Consider the following 14,971-nt stretch of genomic DNA (forward strand, 5'->3'; position numbering starts at 1 on the left):
GAATTGCCAGAATCGGGCCTCAAGCATGAATGTCCTCCTGTCAGACAGATTGACCGGTTTCCACCTCACCGTCGAGGCTTTTTGAGCGCTTTGCGATAGGCCCGGCGGCAAGGTCGGCATAAAGAAGGTTGAAAGTGTAACTATCAAGCTGCGGTTGGCAAATTTGACCTCAAAGGAGGCACACCATCCGTGTTGATGAGCGAAAGCCGAAAACGTGCCGGAACAGCCCGGTCTCATGGGTCTCCTGCGCGACAAAGCCCTCGCGCTCATAGAGTTTCCGGGCCCGCGGGTTGGTGTCGATGACGTCGAGCCGCACGCTGGCGCAATCCAGATCCCGCGCCTTCTGCTTGACCGCATCGAGCAGTTTGGTCCCGACACCCTGCCCGCGGGCTTCAGCGGCGACGAATATGCCGTCCATCTGCAATGTTCTGGCTTCGATTGGCCGGTCAAGCAGGGAGAGCACAAACCCGCGCCAAACCCCTCCGATCCAGCCATAGACGGCACACAATTCCGGAAGACCGCCACCAACGAAACCGCCTTTGGAGGTCTTGTATCCGGCCACACCGAGAAGCTCACCGCCTGCCGAAACCGCACTGATGGCATGATCAGGATCGATGTTGCTTGCCAGATATGCCAGCGCCCGGGATTCGGGTTTCATCACAAGGCTGAGCTTGGCCTTGAACGCGTCCCAAAACAGATGCGCCGCGGCCTCACGGTGTCCGGCGGGAAGACCGTCTTCAATGCTGAGATGCGGGTTAGAAACCATCAGAACCAATTGCTATTTCGTCTTGTCACGGCGGGCAGGCATGCGTCACAAAGTACCGAACTTGCACTGCCGCATCGCTTCTCGCACAATTGTGGCAGTCAGGCCATTCGCCAGCCGGTCTCATTCCGGGCGATGCAGCAGGATCACGCCACACGATGAACCTTGAGAACGACATCCTCGCATGGGACCGGAAATCCGCAAGCGTCATCGGGGCGATTTACGATCGGTATGCAGGACAAAAATTCCTTGCGGCCGATCTGGTGGCGCTGGCGCAAAAGCCGGAACTGGAGGTTGGCGCAACGTGGCTTCTGAAACGATACCTGGAGCTGGAAAAGCACCGGTTGGACCCGGCGCTCTCAACGCAATTGATCAGCTTCGGGGGCGGATTTAAATCCCCGGATTCGCGGCTGCATCTGCTGCAGATGAGTGGCAACCTCGAGATCGAGGCTTCAGCGGTTGAAGCGTTCGTCCGCTTCATCGATCACTCCATGGAGGACCGCAACACATTCGTGCGGGCCTGGAGCTATTTCGGACTTGAACAACTGGCCCTGGCACATCCTGCACGCAAAGAAGATACAATTGCGCGACTGGAAATTGCAGCAGCGCTCGAACACGCAGCCTCAGCGAAAGTGCGTCTTTGCAAAGCCCTTGCAAGACTCTCGCCCGGCTGAGCTTGAAAGGACAGATACCCGCCGAGCCTATCTTAGCCGCTCAATCATCGCGGAGAAGTCTTTGCCCTTACCCTCACCGGCCACGAACTGGTTGTAAAGCTCGGTCGCCCGCGCACCCATCGGCGTTTGCGCAGATACGCTGCCGGCTGCCTGTTGCGAGAGCTTGAGATCCTTGAGCATCAGCTCGGCTGCAAAGCCGGGTTTGTAGCCATTGTCGGCAGGGCTCTGCGGGCCGATGCCCGGCACCGGGCAATAGGTGTTGACCGACCAGCAGGAGCCCGACGAGGTCGACACCACATCGAACAGGCTCTGCGCCGAGAGCCCAAGTTTCTCGGCCAATGCAAAGGCTTCGCAGGTGCCGATCATCGAGATGCCAAGCAGCATGTTGTTGCAGATCTTGGCAGATTGCCCCGCGCCGGCATCACCGCAATGCACCGCCTTCTGGCCCATGATCTCGAACAGGGGTGCAGCCCGCGCAAAAGACTCATCGCTGCCGCCCGCCATGAAGGTGAGCGTACCCGCCGAGGCCCCACCGACGCCGCCGGAAACCGGCGCATCCACTGACAACAGCCCTTGCGCGGCCGCCATGTCATGAGCCGCACGCGCACTTTCGACGTCGACTGTCGAGCAATCGATGAACACCGCGCCCTTCGTCCCGGCCGGCACGATGTCGGCATAGACCGCGCGCAGGATCGCGCCATCGGGCAGCATGGTGATCACCGCGTCCCGTCCGCTCGCGGCTTCCGCTGCAGAGCCTGCATTGGCGGCGCCTTCGACGGTCACACCCGCGACATCGAAGCCTGTCACTTCATGCCCGGCCTTGACCAGGTTCGCCGCCATCGGCGCGCCCATATTGCCCAGTCCGATAAACCCGATTTTCATGGCGTCCTCCCTGCATGTTCTCAAACACCGGCCATCAGGCCGGATCAAAAATGATATCGCCCTCCGGCGGTTCGGACAGCATGGCCTGAACCTCGGCGGCACGCACCTCCTCCACGGATCCGTGCTGCCAGCGCGGGTTTCTGTCCTTCTCGATGATCGCCGCGCGAATGCCCTCGATGAAATCGCCTTCCGAGGCGCTGCGCGAGGTAAAGCGGTATTCCTGCTGGAGCGCACCCGCGATGGTGCCGTCCCGGCGGGCGCGCCGCACCAGCTCCAACGTGCAATTGGCAGATATCGGTGATCCCGCGCGGATCGCCTTCAGGGTCGCCTGGCCCCAGTCGTCATCAGGCAGCGAAGCCACGATTTTAGCGAGGCTTGCCAGAGCGAAATGCCGATCCACCTGTTCCCGCAATCCCATCAGCGGCCCGTCCTCGGGATCCTGCGCCATGGATTGGATCACAGACACATCCCCGGTCTCGATCAGAGTTTCAACCAGTTCACGCCACAAGGCTTCCGGCACGAAGCAATCGGCAAAACCGGCCAGGATCGCATCCGACGCAGTCATCCGGTAGCCGGTGAGGCCGAGATATTCGCCCAGATGTCCCGGCGCGTTGGCCAGCAGATGCGTTCCACCGACATCGGGCACCAGCCCGATTGCGCATTCCGGCATGGCGATGCGCGTACTCTCGCCCACCACCCGGTGCGACCCGTGCAGCCCAACGCCGACGCCACCGCCCATGGTGAACCCCTGGCACAGCGCCACATAGGGTTTCGGATAGGCAGCGATCTTTGAGTTGAGCCGGTATTCGTCACGCCAGAACGTCCGGCTGGCCTCGAAATCCCCTTTCGACGCCGTAACATGCATGAATTGCAGGTCGCCACCGGCGGAGAAGGCCTTGGTTCCTTCCGCATCGATCAGCACGCAAGCCACGTCGTCATCATCGCGCCACGCATCAAGCGCTTCGTGCATGGCCAGCACCATCTCGTGGCTCACGGCATTCAGGGCCTGCGGCCGCTGCAGGGTGATCTGACCGATGCGCCCGATCTTGCGAATGCGGATGCTCATGCGGCGCGCTCGGCGATGAGGGCTCGCGACACGATCACCCGCATGATCTCGTTGGTGCCCTCGAGGATCTGGTGCACCCGAAGATCACGCACGATCTTCTCGATCCCGTAATCGGCCAGATAACCGTAGCCGCCATGCAGTTGCAGCGCATCATTGGCAACGTTGAAGGCCGTGTCGGTCACGAAGCGCTTGGCCATGGCGCAGAATTTGGTCGCGTCGGGCGCCTTGCGGTCCAGCTTGCTCGCGGCCTGCCTGAGGAAAATCCGCGCCGCCTGCAATTCGGTCTCCATGTCGGCCAGCCGGAACTGCAGCGCCTGGAACTGATCGATGGGTTTGCCGAAAGCCTGGCGTTCGCCCATATAGGTGAGCGTCTTGTCGAGCGCCGATTGCGCACCGCCCAGTGCCGAGGCCGCAATGTTGAGCCGCCCGCCATCAAGCCCGCTCATCGCGTAACGGAAGCCGGCACCCTCCTCGCCCAGCAGATTGTCCGCCGGAATCAGGCAATCATCGAACTGAACCTGGGAAGTCGGTTGAGACCGCCAGCCCATCTTGTTTTCCGGCGCGCCGAAGGAAAGTCCAGCCGTCCTGTCCTCGACGATCACCGCCGAGATGCCCTTGGGGCCGTCCGCGCCGGTCCGCGTCATCACCAGGTAGAGATCGGAAAATCCGCCGCCCGAGATGAAGGCCTTGGCGCCATTGAGCTTGTAGCCCTCATTGGTCCGCTCGGCCCGGGTCCTGAGCGCCGCCGCATCGGAGCCGGAGCCCGGTTCGGTCAGACAATAGGAGGCGATCTTGTTCATCGTGACGAGATCGGGCAGCAGCCGCGCCTTGATCTCGTCGGAGCCATAGGAGGCGATCATCCAGGCGCACATATTGTGGATCGACAGGAACGAGGCCACCGATGGGCACGCCATCGACAGGGCCTCGAACACAAGTGTCGCATCCAGCCGGGTCAGACCCGAGCCACCATCGGCCTCAGGGACATAGATTGCGGCCAATCCCAGCGCAGCGGCTTCTTCAAGCACGCCGCGCGGAATCGCCTCTTCCTTTTCCCATTGGGCCGCGAACGGGGCGATCTTCACGGCGCCAAAATCCCGCGCCATGTCAAAGATCGCCTGCTGTTCCTCGTTCAGCTCAAAGTCCATGGTCCGACCGCCTCCTCCATCCGGAAAGGAACCAAGTTGATCCCCACCTCACATGGTGGGGATAACGAACTCGGCCCCTTCCTTGATACCCGAAGGCCAGCGTGCCGTCACCGTCTTGGTGCGGGTGTAGAAGCGGAAGCCGTCCGGCCCATGCTGGTTGAGGTCACCGAAGCCGGATTTCTTCCAGCCGCCGAAGGTGTGATAGGCCAGCGGCACCGGGATCGGCACATTGACGCCGACCATGCCGATGTTGATGCGGCTGACGAAATCACGCGCGGTGTCACCATCGCGGGTGAAGATCGCGGTGCCGTTGCCGTATTCATGCTCCATCGGATAACGCAGCGCCTCGGCATAGGTTGGCGCACGGACGACGGAGAGCACCGGACCGAAAATCTCCTGCTGGTAGATGTCCATGTCGCGGGTCACGTTGTCGAACAGGCAACCGCCGACGAAATAGCCGTCCTCATAGCCCTGCATCGAGAAATCGCGGCCATCAACCACGAGCTTCGCGCCCTGCTCCACGCCCGAATTGATCAGCCCGAGCACCCGGTTGCGGGCTTCCTTGGTGACCAGCGGTCCGAAATCGACGTCATTGCCGTCGGTGTAAGGCCCGATCTTGAGCGCTTCGACCCTTGGGGCCAGCTTCTCGATCAGCAGATCTGCGGTCTTCTCGCCAACAGGAACAGCAACGGAAATCGCCATGCAGCGCTCACCGGCAGCACCATAGCCCGCGCCAATCAGCGCATCGACGGCCTGGTCCATATCAGCGTCCGGCATGATGATCATGTGGTTCTTGGCGCCGCCGAAGCACTGGACCCGCTTGCCGTTGGCGCAACCGCGCCCATAGATGTACTCCGCGATCGGTGTCGAGCCGACAAAACCGATGGCCATGATTTCCGGATGGTCGAGGATCGCGTCAACCGCACCCTTGTCGCCATTGACGACATTGAGAATGCCATCGGGCAGGCCGGCCTCGGTCATCAGTTCGGCCAGCATCAGCGGCACCGACGGATCGCGCTCGGATGGCTTGAGGATAAAGGCATTTCCGGCAGCAATCGCCGGGCAGAACTTCCACATCGGGATCATGGCCGGGAAATTGAACGGGGTGATGCCTGCGACCACGCCAAGCGGCTGACGCAGCGAATACATGTCGATGCCGGGGCCTGCACCCTCGGTGAATTCGCCCTTCAGCAGATGCGGGGCGCCAAAGCAGAATTCCGCCACTTCCAGGCCGCGGATCACATCGCCCTTGGCGTCGGGAATGGTCTTGCCGTGCTCGCGCGAAAGCGCTTCGGCCAGCTTGTCCATGTCGCGATGCAGAAGCTGAACGAACTTCATCAGCACCCGCGCGCGCTTCTGCGGGTTGGTCGCACCCCATCCAACCTGCGCCTTGGCCGCGACCTCGACAGCATGGGCCAGTTCCTCGCTGGAGGCCAGCGGCACCTTCGCCTGAACCTCGCCCGTGGCCGGGTTCATGACGTCGGCAAAGCGGTCCGATTGTCCTTTGACATGCTTGCCGCCGATGTAGTGGGTGAGTTCGTTCATGGTCGTACCTCCGCGTTATCACTGTATAGATTCACCATGCACTTACTTGTCTTGATGCTCAACAGCTCGAAATGCTCATCCGTTGTGCAAATTCGCACATCAGATACCCCTAACCTCAAGCAGCCGACAGGCCGCCATCCACTTGCAGGGTCTGGCCGGTGACGAAACTCGCGGCCGGGTCGGCAAGAAAGGCAAGCCCCGCAATGACCTCGTCGACCTCGGCCAAACGTCCCATCGGGATTGCCCGCACCAGTCCGGCTTCCGCAGCCGACCGTCCATCACCTGCCTCATCGAGAAATCCGGTGACCATCGCCGTGCGTGCGAAGGACGGGCACAGCGCGTTCACCCGCACCCCGCGCCGCGCATATTCGATCGCCGCCGATTTGGTGAGCCCCACAACCCCGTGCTTGGCGGCCGCATAGACGGACAGTCTTGGTGCGCCGACCACCCCCGCCACCGAGGCAACATTAACGATCGCTCCGACCTCGCCCGTGTCGCGGAACTGCTTTTCAAACGCAGGCAGTTGCGCCCGCATGGCAAAGAACACTCCCATCAGATCGACATCGATGATCTTGCGCGCAACATCGAGCGGTGTGTCGGGCAGAAACATCAGATCGTGGACCACGCCGGCATTGTTGACCGCAACATCGATCCGGCCGAACCGCGACAGGGCCCGTTCCACAAGCCGTTCGGAAAGCTCAGGGTCGCAGATGTCTCCGGCGCAGGTCTCGCACTCGCCGCCCAGTCCGGTTGCCAGCGCCTCAAGCGCATCGGCATCGAGATCGCTCAACACCAGACGCGCGCCAGCCCTGGAAAAATACCGCGCTGCCGCCTCGCCAAAGCCGCCGGCCGCACCGGTCAGGAGGATAACCCGGTCGGTGAACTCCGCCATTGTCATGCCTTTCCGGTGATCACGTCACCAGCCATCATGGCCAGAAGCGGGACCGCCTTGCCATAGTCCCGCGCCCGCTCGGGATTGGACGCATTGCCATCCAGCGAGCGCTTGTAGACGCCCTGCAGGATCGACGCGAGGCGGAAGAAGGAGAACGCCAGGCAGAAGGTCCAATTGTCCGCCTTGATGCCGCTGCGCTCGGTGTAGCGCGCCACGTAAACGGCTTCCTGAGGGATGCCGAGCTGATCGCGGTCGAGACCGCCAAGCCCCCTGAACCCGCTGTCATGGGGCAGACGCCATTGCATGCACTGATAGGCAAGATCGGCCATCGGGTGCCCGAGCGTCGACAGTTCCCAGTCGATCAGCGCCAGCACATGACCGCCATGGCCGTCAAAGATCATGTTGTCGAGCCGGAAATCACCATGCACCACCGAGACCTGACCATCATCCTCGGGCAGGTTTTCGTTGAGCCAGCTCATCAGCTTGTCCATGTCCTCAAGCTCGTCGGTCTTACTGGCAAGATATTGCTCGCTCCAACGCCTGATCTGGCGCGCAAAATAATTGCCCGGTCGGCCGAAATCCCCAAGGCCTGCGGCTTCCGGGTCGACGCTGTGCAGTTTCGCAAGCACCTGGTTCATGCCGTCATAGACCGCGGTACGTTCCGTCATGGTGGTTTCCGGCAAGGCCGGATCCCAGAATATGTGCCCCTCGATCAGCTCCATGACGAAATACATCCGGCCGATGGCGCTGTGCTCATCAGACAGGCCAAGCACTTTGGGCACCGGGACGCCCTGATCCGCCAACGCCTTCATCACCCGGTACTCACGGTCGACCTGATGAGCGGATTTGAGCAGCGTTCCAGGCGGCTTGGCGCGCAGCACATAGCGGCCGCTGTCAGCTTCAACCCGGTAGGTCGGGTTGGATTGCCCGGTGTTGAACTTCATGATCTCATGAAGGCCAGAAAAGCCGGGAACCAGCTCGTGCAGTTCATCGGCCAGGTTTTCCATGTCAAACGGTTCGGCATCCATCTCAAGCGTCCTCCCTGCTCATCGGCTTATTGCATGCCTTCAAGCATCCTTGAACAGCCGGACCGCATGTTGAACAGACAATCCGCCATCAATCGGCAGGATCGCCCCAGTGATGTAGGCCCCCGCCCGACTGCAAAGATAGATGGTCGCGCCAGCCACATCGTCCGGCTGCCCGATCCGGCCAAGCGGCACCCCGGTGCTGATCCGCTCGACCTGTTCATCGCGCCCGGTCGCAAAGGCTGTCATCTTGCTCTGGAAGGGACCCGGGGCGAAGGCGTTGACCGTAATCCGCCGTCCGGCCAGTTCCTCGGCAAGTGTCCTTGTAAGATGATGCACAGCGGCCTTGGAGGCGGTGTAGGAATAGGCACCATCGGCGACCGGCTGGGTCCCCATTACCGAACCCAGATTGATCACCCGCGCCGGATCCTCGGCGCTGGCCGCTTCAACCATCAGCGGCGTCAGCTCGCGGGTCAGCGTGAAAAGTCCCGCCACATTGACACCCATCACCTTGGCCCAGGCCGCATGGGGGAATTCCTCATAGCTTGCTCCCCAGGAAACGCCAGCATTGTTGACCAGGATGTGAAGCTGCGCTGTGCGCGCCTTCACCGCTTCCACAAGGGCTGCAATCCCTTCCTCGGTCCCCACATCGCCGGCAAATCCTTCCACCGAGCCGGTACAACCAAGTGCGTTGATCTGCTCGGCCACGCGGGCGCAATCCTCACCCTTGCGCGAGGCGATCAGCACCCGCGCGCCAGCCTGCGCCAGTCCGGTAGCAATCATCCGCCCGATACCTGTTGCCCCTCCGGTTACCAGCGCGACCTTGCCGCGAACCGAAAACAGGTCTTCCAAATAGCTCATTGTGCCACCTCCCAATGGTAACGCCGGGCATTGCATCGCCACCCCTGTAAAGGATGTCAACGGACTGCTCAAATCGGCCCGCGAACGATTGCCGCCCGAAGCCTGGACAGATAGCATGGCTTACAATTGACGTGTGCGTAAAGGGAAGATTCGGCAAATAGCGAAGCCCGCAGTGCACAACAGGAGGGGGAGATCAATTTGACCGGTACAAACGCGATGGACCTGGGGATTTCGAGCAATCTCAAGCCACTGCTGGAGGCAGTGCGCGACATGGTGCGCAATGAAATCATCACGCTCGACGACGAATTCCTGGCTGAGGTCGGCTCCCGGGGCGACCGCTGGAGCTACACCCCGCGGCAGACCGAAATCCTCGAAGGCCTCAAGGCCAAGGCCCGCGAGCGCGGGCTCTGGAACCTCTGGCGCACCCACGCCGGAAACGGCCTGACCACGGTCGAATATGCCTATCTGGCGGAAGAAATGGGCAAGGCGCATCTGGGTGCGGAAACCTTCAACTGCTCGGCGCCCGACACCGGCAACATGGAGGTGCTTGGCCGCTACGGAACGCCCGAGCATCAGGCGCAATGGCTTGAGCCGCTGCTCGAGGGAAAGATCCGTTCCGCCTATCTGATGACCGAGCCGGACATGGCCTCTTCCGACGCCACCAACATTTCGATGCGCTGCGTCCGCGACGGCGATTCCTACGTCCTCAACGGTGAGAAATGGTGGGCCTCGGGCGCCGGCGATCCGCGCTGCGCGATCTACATCGTGATGGTGCGCACCGGCGATGACGACACGCCCAAACACGCCCGCCATTCGATGATCCTGGTGCCCGCCGACACGGCCGGAATCGACAAGCTGCGCCCCATGCAGGTCTATGGCCATGATGACGCGCCGCATGGCCACTACCATCTCAGATTCACCGATGTGCGGGTGCCGGCAAGCAATCTGCTGGTCGGCGAGGGCAAGGGCTTCGAAATCGCGCAAGGACGGCTTGGGCCGGGCCGGATCCACCATTGCATGCGCGCCATCGGCCAGGCCGAAATGGCACTCGAACTGATGTGCAAACGCGCGCTCGCCCGCGAGGCTTTCGGCAAGAAGCTGGCCCAGCTTGGCGCCAATTACGACATCATCGCCGAATGCCGGATGGAGATCGAAATGGCGCGGCTGCTGTGCCTAAAGGCCGCCTGGATGATGGATCAAGGCGATGCCCGTGCCGCAGCCCCCTTTATCAGCCAGATCAAGGTGGTGGCACCGCGCGTGGCGCTCAAGGTCACCGACGAGGCTGTGCAGATGTTCGGCGGACAGGGCATTTCCCAGGACACGCCGCTGGCCCGCATGTGGACCCATCTGCGCACCCTGCGCCTCGCCGACGGCCCCGATGCCGTCCACCGCCGTCAGGTCGCCCGCGCCGAACTCAAGCGCTACACCCAGGAAAAGGTCTGACCCCGCCATGAAAGCCATCATCTGTCCGGACTACGGACCCGTTTCAAATCTCGAATACCGCGACATGCCCGAACCGGACCCGGGCAAGGCCGAAGTGGTGATCAGCGCCGAGGCGATCGGGGTCAATTATCCCGACGGGCTTCTGGTCCAGGGTCTCTACCAGATGAAGCCCGAAACACCGTTCATTCCGGGCATGGAAGCCGCTGGCCGGATCAAAAGCGTCGGCGCCGGTATCACCAGCCTCAAGCCTGGTGACCGAGTCGTGGCCATGATCGACCGAGGCGCCTATGCGCAACAGGTGCTCGCACCCGCAGACCGCGTCTTTGCCCTTCCCGATCAGATGACCTGTGAGGACGCCTGCGCCTTGATGTGCGCCTGGGGCACCTCGCATCACGCCCTGCGCCAGCGCGCGCAACTCAAGAAAACCGAGACTTTGCTGGTGCTTGGCGCCGCGGGCTCAACCGGCCTGGCGGCCGTATCGATTGGCAAGGCCATCGGCGCACGGGTGATCGCGGTGGCCTCGAGCGATGAAAAACGCTCAGCCTGCCTGGACGCAGGCGCGGATGTTGCCCTGCCCTATGAGGGCCTGCGCGAAGCGCTCAAATCGGAAACCGGCGGAAAAGGCGTGGACGTCGCCTACGACCCGGTCGGCGGCCCCGCCTTCGAGGTGGCCGCCCGCGCCATGGCCCGCAATGGACGGCTCTTGGTGGTCGGCTTCGCCTCGGGCGAAATCCCAAAACTCGCGGTCAATCTGGCACTGCTCAAGGAATATTCGCTGGTTGGCGTGTTCTGGGGCTCCTTTGTGAGCCATGAGCCCAAGGCCTATGCCGCCAACAACCGCGAACTCTTCGCCTGGCATTCGAGCGGCCTGATCAAGCCGCGGATCGATGTACGCCGGCCCCTGTCCGAAGCTGCCGATGCCTTGCAGCGCATTCTCGACCGCGGCGCGGTCGGAAAGACCATCCTGATCCCCTGAGGACCGCACATGACCCTGCCAACCACCATGAACGCGCTTGTGCTCAAACACGGCGGCCTCAGCGACGCACCGCGCACGGGCGCTGCCATCGACAGCCTCGAGCCCTATCTCGACTATTGTCCCCTGCCCGTCCCCAGGCCCGGGCCAGGCGAAGTTCTGATCAAGGTGCGGATGGCTTCGGTCAACCCGTCCGATCTCTATTTCATCAAGGGCGAATACGGCCAGCCGCGCGTCAAGGGCGCTGCGGCGGGCTTTGAAGGCGTCGGCGACGTGGTCGACGGCAACGGCCTCTATGCCCGCTATCTCAAGGGCAAGCGGGTGGCCTTTGTCGGCGGGGTCGCGGGTTCTGGCGCCTGGGCGGAGTATATAGCGGTGTCAGCCGCCACCTGCGTGGTGGTGAAACCGGCGATGCGCGACGAGGATGCTGCAGGCCATGTGGTCAATCCGGTGACCGCCTGGACCATGTTCGACATCGTCCGCCAGTCGGGCTCGAAGAGCTTCATCTTCACCGCCGGCTTTTCGCAGCTGGGCAAGCTGATGGCGGGACTGGCGCGCGATCATGGCTACAGCATGATCGCGGTGATCCGCAAACCAAGCCAGGCCGCCCATCTCCAAAGCCTCGGCGCGGCCCATGTGCTGATTGAGTCCGACCCGGAATTTGATGCCAGGCTTGCGGCTCTGTGCAAGAGCGAGAAGCCGCGTGTGCTGCTTGATGCGGTGGCGGGCCAGCGCGCGGCAGATATCTTCACCGCGATGCCGGCGCGGGCCCGCTGGGTGATCTATGGCAAACTCGACACGGCGCCGCCAACCATCCCCGAAACTGGCCAGCTGATCTTCATGGACAAGAAGATCGAGGGCTTCTGGCTGACAAAATGGTTCAAGCGCGCATCGCTGATCGAGAAGCTCAAAACCCTGCGCGGCGTGCAGAACCGTTTCATCTCAGGGGCCTGGAAAACCGAAGTGGTGGCCACCGTGAAGCTCTCCGACGCCATGCAGGACCTTCCCGAAGCGCTGAAACTGGGCGACGGCAAGGTGATGCTCGTGCCATAGCGCCGTGCCAGGCATTGATAGTTTACTTTAGTTATTGCGTATAACCTTATGTTTAGATTCGATCTTTCCGCTTCTCTAAAGGTTAAACATGAAGCGAGATCATCATTGAGGGAGACGGAGAACTTTCCATCTGGCCAGGGCGTCCTATGTCAAAACCATGGAGGCCACACTATGACCGATCCCAAGCGCATCAAAATCAACCACCGCATCGCAGCTCTTGTTGCCGCCCTCGTGGCGGCGACACTTCTCTTGCTGACCCCGGCCCGCGCAGATGACGCCGCCGCGGCACAGTCCATCATCGAGAGCCAGATCCAGGCCTTTCTGGCCGATGACATGGCAACCGCCTATTCCTTCGCCGCCCCGTCCATCAAGCGCATGTATCCCGATGAAAGCCGCTTCTTCGACATGGTCAAACGCGGCTACCAGCCGGTCTACCGCCCGGGCAATTTTGCCTTCGGCCGCTCCAAGCTGGCGCCCGATGGCTCAGGCCTGATCCAGGAGGTGCTGATCCAGGGGCCGGACGGCCAGGACTGGACGGCGCTCTACTCGCTCGAGCGGCAGCCCGATGGCAGCTTCAAGATCAACGGCGTCCAGATGATCAAGGCCGCAGCGCCGGTCACCTGAACGGGTCACCCATGCCTGCCGGGGCACTGGCAGAGGAGCTTCGGGCACTGCCCGGAAACGGACATGGCGAACCCTCCCGCGCGGCAATCGCCGGGATGTGCTGTGCGATGAATTCCGGAGGGCCGCGCACAGGCTGCGCCGTTCGGAAATTGGGTTTTGGTGTGTGCATGCTGGTGGAACATGCACGGGGGTGGCGCAACCTGCGCACGGCCCGAAATTCGCCGGATGATGTCCGCATCCGACAGACGGAAACCGGATCCTGCAACAGCCCGGACAGAGGCCGCCACGCTCACCTTGAACCACGCTCCGGCACGCACACAGGCCTTCGTTGCCGATGCGGGGGCGCCGGTGCTCAAATCAGCACCAACCCCGCATCCGAAAGCCGGTCCGCCACAGGCCCGTTTCCACCCCCGGCCCGGCTGCCGGCCGGCGCGAACCGGCACAGGGGACAGGGGCTTCTCCGGTGGCTGGCTTGGCCAGCAAACGCCACAAAGCGCCAACAGGCTGCCAACGGAAACGCGGTCGTTTCCACCTCCCCTCCGGCATTGCCGCACGTTACGCCAACACCACAAGGGCCTTCCTCCCGCCTGGCTCGAAGCGTTCACGATCCATCCGGCAGCGGGAGCATGCAAAGTGTGACACGGGGTTTGGAGGGTGGGGAAGAAATGGGCGCGATATTGCAGTGATGACAGTGCCGTGGCTTTCTCCCCATTGGTGGGGGAGAAAGCAAAATCATGACCTTAGCGTCAGCTAAGTCATAGATTTTGCAAGAGAGGGGGTCGGATCAAGCTCCAGAATTTTCCCCTCACCTGCAATTTCTAGCACTTAGCCTTCGGCTAAGACGCTGAAATTGCTTCCTCTCCCACAAGGGGAGAGGCCGAACCGCCGTGCCTACGCGTTTGGTATGCTTCGGTCGTGGCTCCGGGAAACGGAGAAACAGGCCGACAGCGAATGGCGTGGTGGGGCGGAGAGCGGCTGTTTGCTGCATGAGATTTTAGCGCCAACTTCAAGTCGCGTGGAGCTCCGCCTACATCTTCGCGAAATCACTGGACCGAACAGCCCCGGTTTTGTTGGGCACCATGGGTCTGCGGCTGTTCGCCGATTGCCCTTCCACGCAAGTAAGGTAATCTGCAACCACTGCCCTGCGATGAATTCGCAACGGAAAGCGTTAACTGTCAATGGTGCGAAGGCACAAGTCTTGATTGCGTAGGGCAATGAAGCCCATTTATTTACCCTATGTCCAAAGCCAGTTTCCGCAACGCTCCCGTCGCCGCTCTTATCTACGAATTCCTCTACGACGCCTACGCGTTGATAGAATCGGAGAGGGCACGTTTTGACACCTGGTGGGACGACGAAATTATGTTCCCTCTAGGGGTGTTTGATCATGGTTTCATAAGCAAATGGGAATGGAGCGCTGAAATCCTCGAAAATAGTGGAGTCATGATCCATGTTGATGAGCCGGGTTCTGATATCGCGAGGAAAGATGATCAGCGTCCGCCTATGCGACAGCCGTGCTTTAAGCCATTGATGACACTGGAAGAATGCCTGGCGACTGACTTTTCAGCTTTTGAGACCTTCGACAACTATTGCTTCGCGATGTTCACTTTTAACCAGCATGACTTCACTTTTGGGTCCCCTCGATTTCTGGAAGCTGTCGCAGCGAAGGACGACATTTTCGAAATCGACAAGTTCTCTCGATGGTTCTACGACGAGGACCGTTTCAGAGAAAAAGTGATGACCCGATGGGACGAAATGCTGATCCGTGAATTCAAGGCGGCTTTCTAGCGTTTTCGCTCTTTGGCGAGCTGCGTTGATGCCGGCGGCGCGGCGCAGCATTTGACAAGGCGATGAACGGCAGCTTTGGGCCGCATCCCGACATCCCGCATTGAAATCACCCCACAACGCCACCCATCTATTCCACCCGCGGATCGCGGATCATCCCGCGCACCCCCATTTTCCCCTCGCCCCGAATCCGCTATGACCGGTCAGCGGCGGCCCGTGGCCGTTGCTCTTTGCAATCATGCA

At 61.5% G+C, this 14,971-nt stretch carries 14 protein-coding genes; 6 read left to right on the forward strand and 8 right to left on the reverse strand.

Annotated elements, in window-relative coordinates:
- Nucleotides 1–169: 169 nt before the first annotated feature.
- Entirely contained in the window at nucleotides 170–766 is a 597-nt protein-coding gene (locus tag HPDFL43_RS11080) for a GNAT family N-acetyltransferase (RefSeq protein WP_007197424.1), read from the reverse strand.
- A 155-nt stretch (nucleotides 767–921) separates the two neighbouring features.
- Here HPDFL43_RS11080 and HPDFL43_RS11085 point away from each other — a divergent pair, with 155 nt between their 5' ends.
- Nucleotides 922–1,437 carry a hypothetical protein gene (locus HPDFL43_RS11085; protein ID WP_156970259.1) on the forward strand — a complete coding sequence of 172 codons (516 nt, stop codon included), beginning with the start codon at nucleotides 922–924 and terminating at the stop codon, nucleotides 1,435–1,437.
- 27 nt (nucleotides 1,438–1,464) lie between these two features.
- On the opposite strand, the gene mmsB is transcribed toward HPDFL43_RS11085, so the two are convergent.
- From mmsB to HPDFL43_RS11120, 7 genes are all read right to left on the reverse strand, one after another.
- The gene (gene mmsB, locus HPDFL43_RS11090; RefSeq protein WP_007197426.1) at nucleotides 1,465–2,319 is read right to left on the reverse strand and encodes a 3-hydroxyisobutyrate dehydrogenase; all 855 of its coding nucleotides are present in this window, start codon (nucleotides 2,317–2,319) and stop codon (nucleotides 1,465–1,467) included.
- Nucleotides 2,320–2,353: 34 nt separating this feature from the next.
- Nucleotides 2,354–3,385, reverse strand: coding sequence for an enoyl-CoA hydratase/isomerase family protein (locus HPDFL43_RS11095; RefSeq protein WP_007197427.1), 1,032 nt, complete (start codon nucleotides 3,383–3,385; stop codon nucleotides 2,354–2,356).
- Complete coding sequence (locus HPDFL43_RS11100) at nucleotides 3,382–4,530, reverse strand: acyl-CoA dehydrogenase family protein (RefSeq protein ID WP_007197428.1); 1,149 nt, start codon at nucleotides 4,528–4,530, stop codon at nucleotides 3,382–3,384. The genes HPDFL43_RS11095 and HPDFL43_RS11100 overlap by 4 nt, the downstream gene beginning before the upstream one ends.
- A 48-nt stretch (nucleotides 4,531–4,578) precedes the next feature.
- Nucleotides 4,579–6,075, reverse strand: coding sequence for a CoA-acylating methylmalonate-semialdehyde dehydrogenase (locus tag HPDFL43_RS11105; RefSeq protein ID WP_007197429.1), 1,497 nt, complete (start codon nucleotides 6,073–6,075; stop codon nucleotides 4,579–4,581).
- Nucleotides 6,076–6,190: 115 nt separating this feature from the next.
- Nucleotides 6,191–6,967 carry an SDR family NAD(P)-dependent oxidoreductase gene (locus tag HPDFL43_RS11110; protein WP_052093186.1) on the reverse strand — a complete coding sequence of 259 codons (777 nt, stop codon included), beginning with the start codon at nucleotides 6,965–6,967 and terminating at the stop codon, nucleotides 6,191–6,193.
- Between the two features lie 2 nt (nucleotides 6,968–6,969).
- The gene (locus tag HPDFL43_RS11115) at nucleotides 6,970–7,995 is read right to left on the reverse strand and encodes a phosphotransferase (RefSeq protein WP_007197431.1); all 1,026 of its coding nucleotides are present in this window, start codon (nucleotides 7,993–7,995) and stop codon (nucleotides 6,970–6,972) included.
- 39 nt (nucleotides 7,996–8,034) lie between these two features.
- Complete coding sequence (locus tag HPDFL43_RS11120; protein ID WP_007197432.1) at nucleotides 8,035–8,853, reverse strand: SDR family oxidoreductase; 819 nt, start codon at nucleotides 8,851–8,853, stop codon at nucleotides 8,035–8,037.
- 216 nt (nucleotides 8,854–9,069) lie between these two features.
- Here HPDFL43_RS11120 and HPDFL43_RS11125 point away from each other — a divergent pair, with 216 nt between their 5' ends.
- The 5 genes from HPDFL43_RS11125 (at nucleotide 9,070) to HPDFL43_RS11145 (ending at nucleotide 14,731) form a co-directional block, all read left to right on the forward strand.
- Entirely contained in the window at nucleotides 9,070–10,296 is a 1,227-nt protein-coding gene (locus HPDFL43_RS11125) for an acyl-CoA dehydrogenase family protein (protein WP_007197433.1), read from the forward strand.
- A gap of 7 nt (nucleotides 10,297–10,303) precedes the next feature.
- On the forward strand, nucleotides 10,304–11,272 hold the full coding sequence (locus HPDFL43_RS11130) for an NADPH:quinone oxidoreductase family protein (RefSeq protein WP_007197434.1): 969 nt from the start codon (nucleotides 10,304–10,306) through the stop codon (nucleotides 11,270–11,272).
- Between the two features lie 9 nt (nucleotides 11,273–11,281).
- On the forward strand, nucleotides 11,282–12,322 hold the full coding sequence (locus HPDFL43_RS11135) for an alcohol dehydrogenase catalytic domain-containing protein (protein WP_007197435.1): 1,041 nt from the start codon (nucleotides 11,282–11,284) through the stop codon (nucleotides 12,320–12,322).
- 207 nt (nucleotides 12,323–12,529) lie between these two features.
- Nucleotides 12,530–12,946 carry a DUF4864 domain-containing protein gene (locus HPDFL43_RS11140; RefSeq protein ID WP_052093295.1) on the forward strand — a complete coding sequence of 139 codons (417 nt, stop codon included), beginning with the start codon at nucleotides 12,530–12,532 and terminating at the stop codon, nucleotides 12,944–12,946.
- A 1,236-nt stretch (nucleotides 12,947–14,182) separates the two neighbouring features.
- The gene (locus HPDFL43_RS11145; RefSeq protein WP_007197437.1) at nucleotides 14,183–14,731 is read left to right on the forward strand and encodes a hypothetical protein; all 549 of its coding nucleotides are present in this window, start codon (nucleotides 14,183–14,185) and stop codon (nucleotides 14,729–14,731) included.
- Nucleotides 14,732–14,971 lie beyond the last annotated feature (240 nt).

The sequence above is a fragment of the Hoeflea phototrophica DFL-43 genome (assembly GCF_000154705.2).
Classification (GTDB): Bacteria; Pseudomonadota; Alphaproteobacteria; order Rhizobiales; family Rhizobiaceae; genus Hoeflea; species Hoeflea phototrophica.

Bases quoted from the DNA above. Each gene is read 5' to 3' on its own strand.
- HPDFL43_RS11135 (WP_007197435.1), top strand. From the start codon at position 11,282: ATGACCCTGCCAACCACCATGAACGCGCTTGTGCTCAAACACGGCGGC.
- HPDFL43_RS11120 (WP_007197432.1), bottom strand. From the start codon at position 8,853: ATGAGCTATTTGGAAGACCTGTTTTCGGTTCGCGGCAAGGTCGCGCTG.
- HPDFL43_RS11095 (WP_007197427.1), bottom strand. From the start codon at position 3,385: ATGAGCATCCGCATTCGCAAGATCGGGCGCATCGGTCAGATCACCCTG.
- HPDFL43_RS11105 (WP_007197429.1), bottom strand. From the start codon at position 6,075: ATGAACGAACTCACCCACTACATCGGCGGCAAGCATGTCAAAGGACAA.
- HPDFL43_RS11125 (WP_007197433.1), top strand. From the start codon at position 9,070: ATGGACCTGGGGATTTCGAGCAATCTCAAGCCACTGCTGGAGGCAGTG.
- HPDFL43_RS11115 (WP_007197431.1), bottom strand. From the start codon at position 7,995: ATGGATGCCGAACCGTTTGACATGGAAAACCTGGCCGATGAACTGCAC.
- HPDFL43_RS11145 (WP_007197437.1), top strand. From the start codon at position 14,183: ATGTCCAAAGCCAGTTTCCGCAACGCTCCCGTCGCCGCTCTTATCTAC.
- HPDFL43_RS11080 (WP_007197424.1), bottom strand. From the start codon at position 766: ATGGTTTCTAACCCGCATCTCAGCATTGAAGACGGTCTTCCCGCCGGA.
- HPDFL43_RS11100 (WP_007197428.1), bottom strand. From the start codon at position 4,530: ATGGACTTTGAGCTGAACGAGGAACAGCAGGCGATCTTTGACATGGCG.
- HPDFL43_RS11130 (WP_007197434.1), top strand. From the start codon at position 10,304: ATGAAAGCCATCATCTGTCCGGACTACGGACCCGTTTCAAATCTCGAA.
- mmsB (WP_007197426.1), bottom strand. From the start codon at position 2,319: ATGAAAATCGGGTTTATCGGACTGGGCAATATGGGCGCGCCGATGGCG.
- HPDFL43_RS11110 (WP_052093186.1), bottom strand. From the start codon at position 6,967: ATGGCGGAGTTCACCGACCGGGTTATCCTCCTGACCGGTGCGGCCGGC.
- HPDFL43_RS11085 (WP_156970259.1), top strand. From the start codon at position 922: ATGAACCTTGAGAACGACATCCTCGCATGGGACCGGAAATCCGCAAGC.